This window comes from Cyanobium sp. T1B-Tous (assembly GCF_024345475.1).
Classification (GTDB): Bacteria; Cyanobacteriota; Cyanobacteriia; order PCC-6307; family Cyanobiaceae; genus Cyanobium_A.
Genome location: NZ_JAGQBE010000060.1, coordinates 1 through 13,107, shown reverse-complemented (window position 1 = coordinate 13,107; position 13,107 = coordinate 1). Strand labels below are relative to the sequence as shown.

The window sequence follows — 13,107 nt, the reverse complement described above, 5'->3', positions numbered from 1 at the left end:
TCCCTTTGGTCGAGCGGGAGGATCTAATCCAGGTAGCTAGAGAAGCCCTGCTCCGCTCCGTGCTGCGCTGCAAAGCAGGTGAGCCGGCAGAGCCCTATCTGCGCCGCTGCATCTCAGGGGCCCTGCAGCATCACCTGCGCGATCGGGTGCGGCTGGTGCGCATCCCACGCCGGCTGCATGAGCAGGGTCAGTGCCCCCTGGGTCACATCAGCCTTGATGGCCACGGCGATGGCGAGCCGTGCCTGCTCGATCAGCTGGCGGCCCCAGAGCAAGAAGCAGCCGGGCCCGCTGATGATCTGGCGCTGGAGCAGCTAGTAGATCAGCTGCCGGCAGCTCAAGCCACAGCCCTGCGGCTCACCATCCTCGAGGGCCTGTCGCTCCGGCAGGCGGCAGAGCAGCTGCAAATCAGCGCCATGTCGGTGCAGCGTGCCCAGAAGAAAGCGCTTGAGGCTTTGCGGCAGCAGCTGGGGGCCTAGTGCCCAGCCGCCTTGCGCGGAGCCAGGCGCCCCTAACCCGTGCGAGCCCCTACAAATTGCGCTGCGGCTTGGCAGCCAATCGCCTGTGGGTTTCTACGGTGCAGCGATGGCCCCAGATCTCAAGCACCCTGCCACCGGCGATTTGATTGTGTTGGCAGGTGGTGAGCAGCTTTGGCGGATCGGCTGGCCTGGTGCGCCGGTCCTGGTCGTCACCAAGAACGGGCCAGACGGCAACGCCCTCTACCGGCTGGCCGACCCCAAATGCAAATCCTGGAACAAGGTGGGGGATATGAAGCTGGTTCCCTGGCCAGAGGCAGGCAGCTGAGCCGACCCACCCCATCAGTAGTAGAACAGCTGTACTGCCGCCACTGCTGGTTTGATGTTGGCCGACCTGCCCATTGGCGAGCCTGTGCCCTTCTGCCCGGGCTCGTTGGGTGAGGGCTTGGATCTCCATGCCGCCCTGATTCCCAACCCGGTCTGCACCTTCTACATGCGGGCCAGCGGCAATGGCATGCGCCAGCACGGGATCAACGACGGCGACCTGATGGTGATCGACCGCAGTGTGGAACCCTGCTCCGGCCATGTCGTCGTCGTTGCCCACCAGGGCAGCTTCTTGATGCGGCCGCTGCTGCGCCAGGGGGAGCAGTGGTTACTTGAGCCGGTGCGGCCAGGAGAACTAGCAATTCCTTTGGACCTGGAGGTCTTTGATCGCTCAGGGCTATTTGGCGTGGTGGTGCATGCGGTGCATCACCTTGGCAAGCCGCGTTTGCGCAAGATCTGAGCTGACGTGAGGACTGTGGGGGGGGGTGTCATGACCTCGAAATGCTCCTCCTCCTAAGTGCGATGGAGGTCTATTCGCCTGAGCCGGTTGCCGAACCGCCGTGACGAGACGAGCAGGTTCTTTTGTGAGATGCAGTGGTCGATCGCGCGTTGCACAGCCGATCCTGCAAAGCGGAATGAACCTCACAGTTTCTGCCAGCGCATCAGATGACCTCAGGGTCTCTCAGGCAGGCAGATAGTGGTTGAGCCTGGTTGTGGTGAATCAGCAGGGCAGCATCAAGACCCCAATAACGCCGTGCATTCCAACCGTTCTTGGCTTGCATCGCGCCGCTGCAGACGCAGCGTGATCATGCTGGCAAGGTGTTCTGCGTCATCGGCCACGCCGCAGAAGCGGGCCGAGCCCCAGGTGTGCAGCCAGGGCAAGCCAAGGAAATAGAGACCCGGGCTCTGGGTCATGCCGCGGTCATGGGCCGGATGACCGGAGCCGTCAAACACAGGCACGTCGATCCAGTGGAAATCGCTGCTGTAGCCGGTGCACCAGATCACAGCCGCCAGAGGCTGGGATCGCAGATCGAGACCCGGATCCTCGCCCGGTCCGGGCTGCCAGCAAGGCGAATAGGCAGCTTCTTCCGGGGCCTCGATGCCCTCCTTAGCTATCCAGTTGTCGATGCTGGTTCGGATTCGGCAGTACACCGCATCGGCCTGGTCGAGGTTGGTCGCCAGGTCATCGCCAAAACGGATCTGATCGGCCGTGATCGAGCGGAGTCTTCCATGCAGATGCATCCCCTCCAAGGCGCGAGTCCGCAGGTCAATCTCCCTGCCCCCATCACGTCCCGTGAGGTAGTGGTTGGTTTTTGTGCGCACGGCTCGCGGATCCGGATGCTGACCGATCGGCATGGAGTAGTAGCCCATGCGATCCAGCCAATCCACCGTGTCCTTGCCGCGATAGCGCCGAGGTGAGCGCGGCGCGGACCCTACGCTCAGATGAACTTCACGGCCTTCGAGGAATAGATCCTCCGCAATCTGGGCGCCAGATTGGCCACTACCTACGACCAAAACCGGACCTTCTGGCAGGGACGCGGAACACCGGTACTCACGGGCATCAAGCTGCAGCGTTGATGAAGGTAGACGCGGTGATTCCTGATGCCGGCGAGGAGCGTGATAGCCACCCGTGGCCACCACAACATGGTCGGCAAGAATCTCTCCCTCAGTTGTAAATAAGCGGTAGCCAGTGCCGTTGTGCACGAGCCGTTCGACACTCACACCCTCACGCACATCAGCGCCGACAAACGCTGCGAAGCTCTGCAGATAGGCAACGATCTCGGACTTCACCATGAACCCGTCAGGGTCGGGGCCGTCATAAGGAAAATCCGGCAGACGGCACTGCCAATTGGGGGTTACCAAACAGAAAGAATCCCAGCGCTGTTGATCCCAGGCGTAACCCACCCTGTTCTTTTCGAGCACCACTGGTGTGACGCCTCGCTTCTGAAGTGCATGAGCAACAGAAAGTCCTGCCTGGCCACCACCTACAACCACAACACTGTGATGCCGAGCTTGAGAGTATCCGTTCAAAGCGGCAGCAACCTCAATCTTTAATTTTCAACGCATTCACTGTTGAGGTCTGTATCGATGCGCACGAAACCGCTTAATGCAACATGAGTCTCAGCGAATAAGCACGTTTGGTGGCATCGGCGACATTTGTACCCCACCTCACAAGGCAATGCTCAGTCCGCACCAGTCCTCACATTCACTCATGCCTGCTGTCAGCCGTCCTGCAAACGAGCCGGGCGATTTTCTGGTTGATTACGAGGAGAAGGTCTTTCCCGACGTCAAAGCCGAACCGGGCGAAAAAGCACTGATCACTTTTCACACAGTGGCCTTCGAGGGTTCGATCGGCCTGGTGAACCTGCTCCAGGCAAGTCGCCTGATTAACAAGGGATTTGAAACATCGATTCTCCTATACGGCCCTGGTGTCACGCTTGGCGTTCAGCGCGGTTTCCCGAAGCTTGGTGATGCAGCCTTCGATGGCCATCTCAACTTCAATGCACGTCTGCAGAAGTTCATGGATCAGGGCGGCAAGGTGTATGCCTGCCGGTTTGCATTGCAGGCTCTTTACGGCCATGGCGAAGGAGCTCTGATGCCTGGAATCCGGCCCGTCAACCCACTCGATGTTCTCGACATCGTGTTGATGCACCGCAAGGAGAATGCCTTCATTCTCGACACCTGGACCCTCTGATTCACTGCGCCTTCTGCCGAAATGGTCAACACGATCAAGGTTGCTGCAGCTCAGATCCGCCCGGTTTTGTTCAGCCTTAAAGGCTCAGTTCAGCGGGTGCTGTCGGCCATGGAAGAAGCGGCAGGCGAAGGGGTGGAGCTGATCGTTTTCCCCGAGACGTTCCTCCCCTATTACCCCTACTTCTCATTCGTCGAGCCTGCCGTGCTGATGGGACGCTCCCATCTGGCGCTTTATGAGCAGGCTGTCACTGTCCCTGGTCCAGCAACGGATGCCATTGCTGCTGCAGCACGTCAATACGGCATGCACGTCTTACTGGGAATCAACGAACGCGATGGCGGCAGCCTCTACAACACCCAGCTCTTAATCGATGGCAACGGCGAAATCGTGCTCAAACGCCGCAAGATCACACCCACTTACCACGAGCGCATGGTGTGGGGGCTGGGGGACGGGGCGGGCTTGAAGGTTGTTTCCACCAGCCTCGGCAAGGTGGGTGCTCTCGCCTGCTGGGAGCACTACAACCCGCTGGCGCGCTTCTCCTTGATGGCACAGGGCGAGGAGATCCATTGCGCTCAGTTCCCGGGCTCCCTTGTGGGCCAGATCTTCAGCGAACAGACGGCCGTCACCATGCGGCATCACGCGCTGGAGGCCGGCTGCTTTGTGATCTGCTCCACAGCCTGGCTCGACCCCGACGACTACAGCACCATCACGCCCGATACCTCTCTGCACAAGGCGTTTCAGGGTGGTTGCCACACCGCTGTGATCAGCCCCGAGGGGCGCTATCTGGCTGGTCCACTGCCAGATGGCGAAGGGCTCGCCATTGCCGAGCTGGATCGTGCCTTGATCACCAAACGCAAGCGAATGATGGACAGCGTGGGGCATTACAGCCGCCCTGATCTGCTGAGCCTTCGCATCAATCACACAGCCGCTGCACAGGTTTCTGCCATGGGAATGGCTGTTGAGCCGCTCGATGCCACGGAGTTGATGACCTTCAACCAGGAGATGAGTGATGTCTGAACTGGGTCGCTTGATCACGGAACTGCAGGTGCATGGCGTTGCCGACCCTGCACTCCCAGGCAACAAAGGCCGGCGTGGAGGCGCTGGCCCTTCCGATCACCGGGCTATCACTATCGATGGCGCCACCGTGATGGTGCCCGTTTACAACGCTGCATCGAAGACCTCCCCCTACAGCCTGGAGACCGATCCACAGGGCGGCATCGCACTCGCCAGCTGCGCCAGTGAGGCGCTGAGTTCTGTCGCTGTGACGAGCGAGCCCTCCTTCTACAGCCTCTCCACAGCCGACGGCACCCCCTATCGATCCATCGCGCTCCTGCACGGGCGAGATGTATTGGCCACCACCCTGCTTCAAACCTGTATTCGCTTCCGCGATCGAACCGACTCCTGCCAGTTCTGCGCCATCGAGCAATCCCTTGAGGATTCCCGCACGATTGTCCGCAAGACACCAGAGCAGATCGCGGAGGTCGCAGAAGCCGCCGTTCGGTTGGATGGCATCAAGCAGCTCGTGATGACAACCGGCACCCCGAACAGCGATGACCGTGGGGCGCGAATGATGGCGGAAACCGCCATGGCTGTGAAAAAGCTGGTGGATATTCCCATCCAGGCGCAGTGCGAACCACCTGAAGATCCGATCTGGTACTCGCGCATGAAGCAGGCCGGTGTCGACAGCCTTGGCATGCATTTGGAGGTGGTCGAGCCAGAGGTACGGCGCCGGATTCTGCCTGGCAAATCCGAGATCACCCTCGACGACTACTACCGGGCCTTCGAGCAGGCTGTGGTGGTCTTTGGTCGCGGCCAGGTCTCCACCTACCTGTTGGCCGGACTCGGCGATAGCGCCGAGTCCCTGATCACCTGCAGCAAAAAGCTGATTGAGCTGGGGGTTTACCCCTTTGTGGTTCCTTTCGTACCGATCTCGGGGACTCCCCTCGAGGACCACCCCGCTCCATCCACCGACTTCATGGTGGAGATCTACTCCGCAGTTGCGACCCGGCTCAGGGAGTCGGATATCAGCTCTGAAGCCATGGCCGCCGGATGTGCGAAGTGCGGCGCTTGTTCAGCTCTTTCGTTGTTTGAAACCGATCGTTGACCTCCATGTTCTTCATCGATCCCAGTAGCCATGACATCGGCCGAAGCCCCAGTTCAGCTCCGGCCTCGTTTACTCCCTCGGTGCGTTGGGGCATCGGTATCGACGCCGACGATTTCCGACTCTCCCCAACGGCAAGCTCTGATCGCTTTTCGTTTCACCTGCTGAGGAATAGATCCTCCTTGATAGATGGGTACTGGCAACTGCGCAGTGCGATCTTCTGCGAAGAGCAGCACCTTTTTGAAACCAGCGATCTCGATGAGCTCGACGAGCGCGCTTATCCGATCGCAGCCGTGCACCACGGGGAAAACCATGGCGGCCAAGTGGTAGGCGTTGTGCGGATCGTGGAGCAGAGCCCCCGTCTCTGGTACGGAGGTCGCCTCGGCGTTCATCACGCCTTCCGCCGCCATAACCAAATCGGCAAAGGGTTGATCTGGAAAGCGGTCACGACGGCCAATGGCTGGGGTTGCGATCGTTTTCTGGCCACCGTGCAGATTCAGAACGTGCGGTTCTTCCAAAGGCTGCACTGGTCATCCATCGATGAATTGGAGATTCAAGGCATCCGTCATCACCTGATGGAGGCTGATCTGCCCTACTACCTGCCCTCAGTAGAGCGGCGTCCCTGCAGCTTGCAGGTGGCATGAGCACTGTCGAGCACCCCGTTTTGGCAGACCAGCTCAGGGCCCTAAGTGGTCTGCAGTCGAAACGCGACATCCAGGCAGCGGCAGCTGTCTTCGCCCACCAACCCTTTCCTGAGCTTGGTGTCGCTGCCCTGCTTGGCGACGACGCAGCCCTGCTGCCGGCACAGCGCGGTGGGCTGCTGCTGGCCTGTGAAGGAATGCACCCGGACCTGGTGGATGAAGACCCCTGGTTCGCGGGCTGGAGTGCTGTGCTGGTAAATCTCAGCGATATCGCCGCCATGGGAGGCCGGCCACTGGCGCTGGTCAACAGCATCTGGAGCGTGGGGGAAGAGGCGGCCGCCCCGCTTCTGGAGGGGATGCGTTTCGCCTGTGACAAGTTTTCGATTCCGATGGTGGGTGGCCATAGCAACAGCCACAGCCCCTACACGGCGCTTTCCGTTGCCGTGTTGGGTGTTGCTGAGGGACCGGTACTCTCCGCACGCTCTGCGCAGGCGGGCGATGCCCTGGTGTTGCTGATCGATGGCGACGGCAGCTTCTATCGCCACTACCCCTTCTGGGATGCAGCCACCAGCGCTGATCCCAAGCGCCTGCAGACCCAACTGGGCCTGCTCCCCCAGCTAAGCAAGGCCGGGATCACGCGAGCCGCAAAGGACATCAGCATGGGCGGCCTTGTGGGCACTGCGGCCATGTTCTGCGAGGCCTGTGGACTGGGCATCGAGATCGCTCGGGATGCCGTTGAGCGTCCCACTGGAGTTGATGAGCTGGCGTGGCTCAGCTGCTTCCCCAGCTTTGGCTTCCTGCTGGCAGTTCCAGCAGACAGGCTCTCTGATCTCCAGAGGATGTTGCAGCCCTACAGCAATCTGATCAACTGCCAGATCGGCCAATTCAGCCAGGAGATCACCGGCGTATGGCTAATAAGCGAAGGACAAAACGAACAGGTTTGGAATGCCGCAACACCACTCACAGGCTTCAGTGCGGCCATGAGCACTTAGCCGCCTTTACCCGCACTGCAGAACGCAGTCTTCACTCCCACAAAAGCCAACAAAAGCAAACCACTCTCATGCCCGAAGTTGTTCTTCAGCTGTGCTGGCCTGATGGCGACGCCAGTAGTTTCTATTCCCCATCTACGGTGATCTATGAATTTTTCAAACCCGGCGACACTCTCAGCATCGCCGAGCTGGAGCAGAAGGGTCTTGCCGCTTTGGAAGAGGCCTCTGAGCGTGTGCGAGCGCGCTATGGCTTTGCCTGCACCCGCACCGACGAGGAGGCAGTGAAGCTGAAGAAAAAGATCGCCAACTACAGCGCTAGCGAGAATGTTCGCATCAGCGCCCTTAATACCTGATCACAGCGAAACAACTTCTTCAGTACATAACCATGACCAGCAAGCCTCCTTTTCCGCCATTCACTCTTGAAACCGCCATCCAGAAAGCTCGGATGGCTGAAAATGCCTGGAATGGCCGTGATCCACAGGCCGTTGCCATGGCCTATACAGAAGACAGCCGCTGGCGAAACCGCAGCGAATTTATCCAAGGCCGCGACCAGATTCTCCAGTTTCTGAAACGTAAATGGGCCAAGGAATTTGATTATAGACTGATCAAAGAAGTGTGGGCGTATACCGACAGTCGTATTGCTGTGCGTTTCCAGTATGAATGGCACGATAACGCCGGTAATTTTTTTCGCTCGCACGGCAACGAAAATTGGGAGTTCTCGGAAACTGGACTAATGCAACGCCGTGAAGCCAGTATCAACGATGTGCCCATTCAAGAAGGCGACAGACTGTTCACCTGGGGAGATGGGCCGCGACCTGAGAACTTCCCTGGTCTGACGGAGCTTGGGCTCTGAGGCTTCCTCTGTAATAGCTGCCTCCCTGCCAATTCAGACCATGGATCAGCTGCGTCTGTTCATGCAGCACCATGTGTTTGCCGTTTGGGATTTCATGTTGCTGATGAAAGGGGTGGCAACCATGAAGTGTCGTGATGGCCGTGGGATCGCCGGGTGCGTATTCCTGATGTTTTCGCCAGACGCAATCCACGCGATGGACACCTTCTGCCGCTGTTCACCAGCCTGGGTGTACCGAAGGGTGGGATGCCAGAACCGATCACTCCATCGGGGCATCAACATTCATCTGAACGCGATAGATCGCTACTCCATTAAGCGCACTGCTCGATCGCATTGCCTGAGTTTGAGGCAGGCTTACTCAGGGTCCTCTCCATTGTGCTTCCTTCCTGCGTCAGTACGCCTCTGGGATCGGTCCCATCGCTGCGCCACACCTGGCGCCGAATCCCATGGCCATCCGCTCTGCTGCCGCCTCACCGTTCTGCAGGCCAGAAGAAGATCCGTTCCTGCTGCTCGAGTCCACCCTTCGTTCCATCGAGGTGGTGCTGATGCTGCGGCGTGATCTGCCACTGCGCCGCACCTGGAGCGAGCAGCCCTATGGAGAGGAGGAAATCACCCGCTTGGAAGAGGAGGTCCTGCCCGCCATCCGCGAGTGTCTGGCCCGCGTTGATGAGCTCGATCAGCGGCTGCTGGCCCAGCATGAGTTGCTGGTGTTGCGCTGCGAGCTAGAAGCCAAGCGGCACGCTCTGGCCTAAGGCCCAGGAGCCAAGGGCTCAGGAGCCACAGGCTCAAGCCCGGCCGGGGGGCAAATCCCGGCTTTTTCACCCTGTTGTTTTGCTGGAGTTCAGGGTCAGGGGTGGTGCAGCGCAGGGGAGAGCACTTCCCCGATGGTTCGCCCAAGCGCCAGCAACCTGACGGGCTGGCAGCGCCGCAGGTTCAAGGCCAAGGCGAGCGCCCTGCTGGCGGCCTTGACCCAGCGGCTTGCTGGGCGCGAGTGGGGGCGTTTTTTCTCCTTCCTGCGATGCAAGCCACCTCCACCCTGCTCCGCTCCAGCAGCACAAGGCAGCACAAGCCGGCCCCGGCCGTTCAGCAGCTGGTGCTCTTCTCTTTGCCCGAGCCGCTCGCCTGCTGCTGGGATCTGATCTGCCCAGAGGAAGCCTGGGAGCAGCCCCTGCGCTGGGCCGTTTAAGGCCAGCGCAGCTCGAGGCCGCTGGTAGCTAGCGGCCTTGCTCCACCCACTCGCGCCTGCTCGGGGATTGCGCGGCGGCCACTGGAGCTTCTGCTGCCTGTAGATGGCACTCCACCCGGTTTTGCTTCGTGCCAGCGGCTAGAAACAACCCGGCAACCCGACAGCCCCAATGCCCAGGTTCGCGGTGTTTTTCAGTGATGAAGCCGGGGCTGGCATCCAATTTGTTCAGGCGCTGGATCGGAGCCACGCCAAAGACATCCTGCGAGCCACCCATCCAGAAGGCCCGCTGTGCGTGATGGCCGCAGATCTAGTTGAGGGCCAGGATCTCCATGACCTGTTGCGCAGCTGGCTGAACAGGCAGGGATGAGGACCAGAAGAACCAGCACTACCCCCAGGCTGCTTCCTGCGTCGTGGTTCCTGCGTTGAGAACTGCCGCTGGGCAATCATCCCGTGCTGCGTAGATCGGTAAGCGGCCTACGCCCTTCCACCCACTCGCTCCCACTCGGGGATTCCAGCTTTGCGCTTAACAGCAAGGAAACCGGGTCTTGCTCCACCGGTTCGCGCCTGCTCAGGGATTCCGCTGCAACCCAAGCAGTACCTGACCTTGCTCCCCTGAGTTGTCCACCAGTGGCTTGCTCCGGGCCTTCCTCAGTCTGAGGCCCTCCTGACGTCGGACCTCTGCTTCGGGAAGTCCCTTCGCTGCGCCCGATGGCGCAGAAGATCATGGCTTCTCATTCAGCTGCCGCTTCACCGTTCTGCCGTCCTGAGGAAGATCCGTTCCTGCTGCTCGAATCCACGCTCCGCTCGATCGAGGTGGTGCTGATGCTGAGGCGCGATCTGCCGCTGCGTCGCACCTGGATCGAGCAGCCCTATGGACAAGAGGAAATCACCCTCTTAGAAGAAGAGGTGCTGCCCGCCATCCGCCAGTGCCTGGCGAGGGTGGATGAGCTCGATGAGCGGCTGCTGGCCCAGCAGGAGCTGCTGCGGCGCTGCACGCTCGAGGCCGAGCGCGATGAGCTGGCCACACGGCGGCTGCAGATGGCCTGAGCAGCCATCAGGGCCGGGGGCTGCGGCTGCCGGCCCCTCAAGCCTGCTTTTCAATGTGCCCGCATATGTTGTTGAGCAGCCGCCCAAGAACAATGACGAGAAATCTATGCAGAATGCGCATAGTTCTTGGCGGCCTTGCGCTACTCGCCTCTGCCGGAGCAGCCATCGCGGCACCACGGGATGAGATCAGCGCGCCGAGCAGCACTCCAGCCAACGTGGACCTCAAGGGCGTCGGCTACTCGGCCGATCTCAAAGGCAAGATCGTCGTTTACAAGGTCAAGCTGGCGGGAGGCAACGCCTGGGTGACGGGCGCACCCAACAGCTGGGCCATCTTTGATGTGGTCGATGGCCGCAGTGTGATCCTCAAGCAGAGCACGTTGATTGTGAATGGCTGGACGGGCTATTCGAAGTGGTGGGATCACAACGTCATTGCCACCCGTGCCTGCAAGCAGACCCAGACCGGCTGGGATGACCCATCGAGCTGTGTGATCGGCAACGGCAATGTCGTCAAGCTGCCGGAAGGGGAGTCGATCTTTGATTACTTCTTTGAATTCAAGTGGGAGGAAAACGGCGGCGTCCAGGTCGGCAAGACAGCCATTGATCCCAAGGCCAAGCCCACAGATGTGCGGTCGATGAACTGAGGATCGCCCATGAGCTTTTTCCGTGCTCTTCCCGTCCTGCTGACGGCTCAGCTGCTGTTCGCGCCCTTGGCGGTCCAAGCGGGCTCCTATGAAGCCCGCTGTGCCAGCAAGCGTGACTGCCTCGTCAAGATCCTTGGCGACCGCCTAGTCGTTGACGGCAAAACCGTTCCTGTTGATGCCGTCACCAGCTGGGCCAAAGGTGGGCCCGGCAGCCAATCCAATGCCGTACTGGGTGCAGGCGCCACGCTTCTCTTTGGCGCTCCGGGGCTGCTGGCCTTTGGTCTGCGGTCGTTCAAGTCAACCTTCTCCATCGCTTACTACAACGCGGAAGGGGAGATCGCTGAGCTTGCCTTTGCCTTCGACAACGGTGATGCCAGCCGCTTCTTTGAAACGGAAATCCAGGCCGCTACAGGTCTGCCGCTCGGAAAAGTGAAGCGAGAAGCCAAGGACTTCAAGTGGAAGGAGTCCGACTACCCCTCGCCCCGATAGCAATTCACCCCTTGCCAGCGGCACAGGAGTCAGTGGTCTGTTGCGCGCATTGACATCCCTCAATCCGCAGGCGTAACTCCTCAACCAAGGTCTTCAACCCAGGGCATCCCAGCAGGGAGCGGGGCACCAGCAGATCGAGCTGCTCCCAGAGCGGCTCCCAGGCCGGCACCGCCGTGAGCTGGGCCTGCTGCCAGGGCGGTTGGAGCAGCAGCTCGGCCGGCACCGGCAACAACACACCGCCCTGCTCCAGCTGAGTGATCCACTCCATGGCCCTGGTGCTGGCGCAACTCATCAGCGGCGCCAGCTGCATGTCCTCCAGCGCCTGATGCAGCTCCATGGCCGCTGCTCGCGGCGGTGCCAACAGCCGTAGAGGGGGAATGGGAAGGCGATGGCCCCCGGCGGCTGGGGGCTTGCAGGCCAGCACTAGGGGGCGACGGCCGAGATCCACACGCACGAGTGATCCCGCCAGCAGCTGGTCCGCCCCCTTTGCGCCCTGCAAGGCCTTCTCGCCCTGCCCCGTCTGCAGCAGCACGGCGTCCACAGCTCCGCAACGCACCAGCTCAGCCCATTGCCGGGGGCTGCGCCAGGCCTGCGGCAAGTCGGCGCCAACGCCCACTCCCTCCAGCAGGTGCTGATGGAACAGATCAGCCGCCAGCTGAGCCTGCCCACTGTCGACGCGCTGCCAGCGCTGCTCTGAATCCCGCCCCAACCCGTGATCGACGAGAGCAGCGGCTAAGCCAGCGGAGCCTCCAACGGGCGGCGTTGGGAAACAGCGGTGCACGGGACGGGGCGAGCAACGGGCTTCAAAGGCTCCAACGGGGCTGGCCCCATTGCGTTATTCCCAGAGACAGTGACAAGAACCTCTCCCCCAGCCGCAAGTCCTGGAGGCCCCATACAGCTCTGGAGCCGCCGGATTCAGCCTGGTCACAAAACAGGCATCCGTGGGAATACTGAGGTCATGACTATTGCGCCATGGCCCCAACTACCACCTCCGCACCGATTCGCGCCCACCTGATGATCGGTGCCGCCGCTAGCGGCAAGTCCACCGTTGCTCGCATCCTGGCCCGGCTGCTCAGCAGCACTGATCGGCCACCGGCGCAGATCATCTCCACCCGCGAGTTGCGGATTGAGCTCTTTGGTGATCGCGGCGTCTTTGGCCCCTGGGCCCAGCTGGAAGCCGTGATGAACGAGCGCATTGCCGATGCTCTGCGCAGTGGAGCCCCGGTGATCGTCGATGCCACCCACGCCCGCCGGCCCTGGCGGCTGGCGATCACCCAGGCACTGGAGCTGCCGGTTCCCGTGGAATGGATCGGCTGGTGGGTGAATACCCCCCTGGAGCTCTGCCTGGAGTGGAACCGCTGCCGCAGCAGCCATCAGGTGCCAGACACCGTGATCCACGAGCAGTGGTCGGCCCTGGCCAATACGCCCTTCTCCCCCAGCCGCTCCGAGGGTTTTGCGGCCATCGTCGCCATCGAGCTGGGCCATATCTCCCAGCGCGATGGCCAGCTGGAAGCCCACCTCAACGCTGAACTCGGCCGGCTCGATTGCCGCATCCGCCGCGCCCGCAACAGCGAGAGCCGCTACCAGCTGCATGGCTACTCGCGGTTGCTGAACTTCGAGCGGCTGCTGTTTCTGATCCAGCTACTCACCCGCTTCCCCGAGCTCACGGCCAAT

19 protein-coding genes are annotated in these 13,107 nt (G+C 61.0%); 17 read left to right on the top strand and 2 right to left on the bottom strand.

Translation table 11 applies throughout. The annotated features are described in order from the left end of the window. The 3 genes from KBY71_RS12145 to KBY71_RS12135 all read left to right on the top strand — a co-directional run. The coding region (locus tag KBY71_RS12145) for a sigma-70 family RNA polymerase sigma factor (protein ID WP_254929164.1) at nt 1-476 on the top strand (476 nt) is incomplete at its 5' end. 106 nt (nt 477-582) lie between these two features. Continuing rightward, nucleotides 583-801: a hypothetical protein gene (locus KBY71_RS12140; RefSeq protein WP_254929163.1), complete on the top strand. Its 219-nt coding sequence runs from the start codon at nt 583-585 to the stop codon at nt 799-801. A gap of 57 nt (nt 802-858) precedes the next feature. After that, entirely contained in the window at nt 859-1,257 is a 399-nt protein-coding gene (locus KBY71_RS12135; RefSeq protein WP_254929162.1) for a LexA family transcriptional regulator, read from the top strand. Nucleotides 1,258-1,532: 275 nt separating this feature from the next. Here KBY71_RS12135 and KBY71_RS12130 read toward each other — a convergent pair whose 3' ends face one another. After that, a complete protein-coding gene (locus KBY71_RS12130) occupies nt 1,533-2,828 on the bottom strand; it encodes an MSMEG_0569 family flavin-dependent oxidoreductase (protein WP_254929161.1) in 1,296 nt (431 codons plus the stop codon). Nucleotides 2,829-3,009: 181 nt separating this feature from the next. On the opposite strand from KBY71_RS12130, the gene KBY71_RS12125 reads away from it, so the two are divergent. The 13 genes from KBY71_RS12125 to KBY71_RS12065 all read left to right on the top strand — a co-directional run bounded on the left by KBY71_RS12125 (nt 3,010) and on the right by KBY71_RS12065 (nt 11,433). Further along, the gene (locus tag KBY71_RS12125; RefSeq protein ID WP_254929160.1) at nt 3,010-3,492 is read left to right on the top strand and encodes an MSMEG_0572/Sll0783 family nitrogen starvation response protein; all 483 of its coding nucleotides are present in this window, start codon (nt 3,010-3,012) and stop codon (nt 3,490-3,492) included. 21 nt (nt 3,493-3,513) lie between these two features. Further along, complete coding sequence (locus tag KBY71_RS12120) at nt 3,514-4,506, top strand: Nit6803 family nitrilase (protein ID WP_254929159.1); 993 nt, start codon at nt 3,514-3,516, stop codon at nt 4,504-4,506. After that, the gene (locus KBY71_RS12115; protein WP_254929158.1) at nt 4,499-5,593 is read left to right on the top strand and encodes an MSMEG_0568 family radical SAM protein; all 1,095 of its coding nucleotides are present in this window, start codon (nt 4,499-4,501) and stop codon (nt 5,591-5,593) included. Before KBY71_RS12120 ends, KBY71_RS12115 begins: the two co-directional genes overlap by 8 nt. 5 nt (nt 5,594-5,598) lie before the next feature. Beyond that, nucleotides 5,599-6,234, top strand: a complete 636-nt coding sequence (locus KBY71_RS12110; protein ID WP_254929165.1) for an MSMEG_0567/Sll0786 family nitrogen starvation N-acetyltransferase — start codon at nt 5,599-5,601, stop codon at nt 6,232-6,234. Beyond that, entirely contained in the window at nt 6,231-7,223 is a 993-nt protein-coding gene (locus tag KBY71_RS12105; RefSeq protein WP_254929157.1) for a sll0787 family AIR synthase-like protein, read from the top strand. Before KBY71_RS12110 ends, KBY71_RS12105 begins: the two co-directional genes overlap by 4 nt. 68 nt (nt 7,224-7,291) lie before the next feature. Further along, nucleotides 7,292-7,573, top strand: coding sequence for an MSMEG_0570 family nitrogen starvation response protein (locus tag KBY71_RS12100; protein WP_254929156.1), 282 nt, complete (start codon nt 7,292-7,294; stop codon nt 7,571-7,573). A gap of 32 nt (nt 7,574-7,605) precedes the next feature. After that, nucleotides 7,606-8,073 carry a nuclear transport factor 2 family protein gene (locus KBY71_RS12095; RefSeq protein ID WP_254929155.1) on the top strand — a complete coding sequence of 156 codons (468 nt, stop codon included), beginning with the start codon at nt 7,606-7,608 and terminating at the stop codon, nt 8,071-8,073. A gap of 40 nt (nt 8,074-8,113) precedes the next feature. Next, nucleotides 8,114-8,629, top strand: a complete 516-nt coding sequence (locus KBY71_RS12090) for a DUF3050 domain-containing protein (RefSeq protein WP_254929154.1) — start codon at nt 8,114-8,116, stop codon at nt 8,627-8,629. Continuing rightward, nucleotides 8,517-8,822 (top strand): hypothetical protein, encoded by a 306-nt coding sequence (locus KBY71_RS12085; RefSeq protein WP_254929153.1) that lies wholly within the window; start codon nt 8,517-8,519, stop codon nt 8,820-8,822. Before KBY71_RS12090 ends, KBY71_RS12085 begins: the two co-directional genes overlap by 113 nt. Nucleotides 8,823-9,088: 266 nt before the next feature. Beyond that, the gene (locus KBY71_RS12080; RefSeq protein ID WP_254929152.1) at nt 9,089-9,256 is read left to right on the top strand and encodes a hypothetical protein; all 168 of its coding nucleotides are present in this window, start codon (nt 9,089-9,091) and stop codon (nt 9,254-9,256) included. Nucleotides 9,257-9,979: 723 nt separating this feature from the next. After that, the gene (locus KBY71_RS12075) at nt 9,980-10,303 is read left to right on the top strand and encodes a hypothetical protein (RefSeq protein WP_254929151.1); all 324 of its coding nucleotides are present in this window, start codon (nt 9,980-9,982) and stop codon (nt 10,301-10,303) included. Between the two features lie 113 nt (nt 10,304-10,416). Next, nucleotides 10,417-10,944 (top strand): hypothetical protein, encoded by a 528-nt coding sequence (locus KBY71_RS12070; RefSeq protein WP_254929150.1) that lies wholly within the window; start codon nt 10,417-10,419, stop codon nt 10,942-10,944. Between the two features lie 9 nt (nt 10,945-10,953). After that, nucleotides 10,954-11,433 carry a hypothetical protein gene (locus KBY71_RS12065; protein ID WP_254929149.1) on the top strand — a complete coding sequence of 160 codons (480 nt, stop codon included), beginning with the start codon at nt 10,954-10,956 and terminating at the stop codon, nt 11,431-11,433. Between the two features lie 4 nt (nt 11,434-11,437). On the opposite strand, the gene KBY71_RS12060 is transcribed toward KBY71_RS12065, so the two are convergent. Next, nucleotides 11,438-12,142 (bottom strand): hypothetical protein, encoded by a 705-nt coding sequence (locus KBY71_RS12060; RefSeq protein WP_254929148.1) that lies wholly within the window; start codon nt 12,140-12,142, stop codon nt 11,438-11,440. A 263-nt stretch (nt 12,143-12,405) separates the two neighbouring features. On the opposite strand from KBY71_RS12060, the gene KBY71_RS12055 reads away from it, so the two are divergent. After that, a partial coding sequence (locus KBY71_RS12055; protein ID WP_254929147.1) for an ATP-binding protein occupies nt 12,406-13,107 on the top strand: 702 nt, incomplete at its 3' end.

Excerpts from the sequence above, each read along its gene's own strand:
- KBY71_RS12105 (WP_254929157.1), top strand. The coding sequence starts at position 6,231 with ATGAGCACTGTCGAGCACCCCGTTTTGGCAGACCAGCTCAGGGCCCTA.
- KBY71_RS12100 (WP_254929156.1), top strand. The coding sequence starts at position 7,292 with ATGCCCGAAGTTGTTCTTCAGCTGTGCTGGCCTGATGGCGACGCCAGT.
- KBY71_RS12120 (WP_254929159.1), top strand. The coding sequence starts at position 3,514 with ATGGTCAACACGATCAAGGTTGCTGCAGCTCAGATCCGCCCGGTTTTG.
- KBY71_RS12075 (WP_254929151.1), top strand. The coding sequence starts at position 9,980 with ATGGCTTCTCATTCAGCTGCCGCTTCACCGTTCTGCCGTCCTGAGGAA.
- KBY71_RS12080 (WP_254929152.1), top strand. The coding sequence starts at position 9,089 with ATGCAAGCCACCTCCACCCTGCTCCGCTCCAGCAGCACAAGGCAGCAC.
- KBY71_RS12095 (WP_254929155.1), top strand. The coding sequence starts at position 7,606 with ATGACCAGCAAGCCTCCTTTTCCGCCATTCACTCTTGAAACCGCCATC.
- KBY71_RS12110 (WP_254929165.1), top strand. The coding sequence starts at position 5,599 with ATGTTCTTCATCGATCCCAGTAGCCATGACATCGGCCGAAGCCCCAGT.
- KBY71_RS12115 (WP_254929158.1), top strand. The coding sequence starts at position 4,499 with ATGTCTGAACTGGGTCGCTTGATCACGGAACTGCAGGTGCATGGCGTT.
- KBY71_RS12090 (WP_254929154.1), top strand. The coding sequence starts at position 8,114 with ATGGATCAGCTGCGTCTGTTCATGCAGCACCATGTGTTTGCCGTTTGG.
- KBY71_RS12140 (WP_254929163.1), top strand. The coding sequence starts at position 583 with ATGGCCCCAGATCTCAAGCACCCTGCCACCGGCGATTTGATTGTGTTG.
- KBY71_RS12085 (WP_254929153.1), top strand. The coding sequence starts at position 8,517 with ATGGCCATCCGCTCTGCTGCCGCCTCACCGTTCTGCAGGCCAGAAGAA.
- KBY71_RS12070 (WP_254929150.1), top strand. The coding sequence starts at position 10,417 with ATGCGCATAGTTCTTGGCGGCCTTGCGCTACTCGCCTCTGCCGGAGCA.
- KBY71_RS12125 (WP_254929160.1), top strand. The coding sequence starts at position 3,010 with ATGCCTGCTGTCAGCCGTCCTGCAAACGAGCCGGGCGATTTTCTGGTT.
- KBY71_RS12065 (WP_254929149.1), top strand. The coding sequence starts at position 10,954 with ATGAGCTTTTTCCGTGCTCTTCCCGTCCTGCTGACGGCTCAGCTGCTG.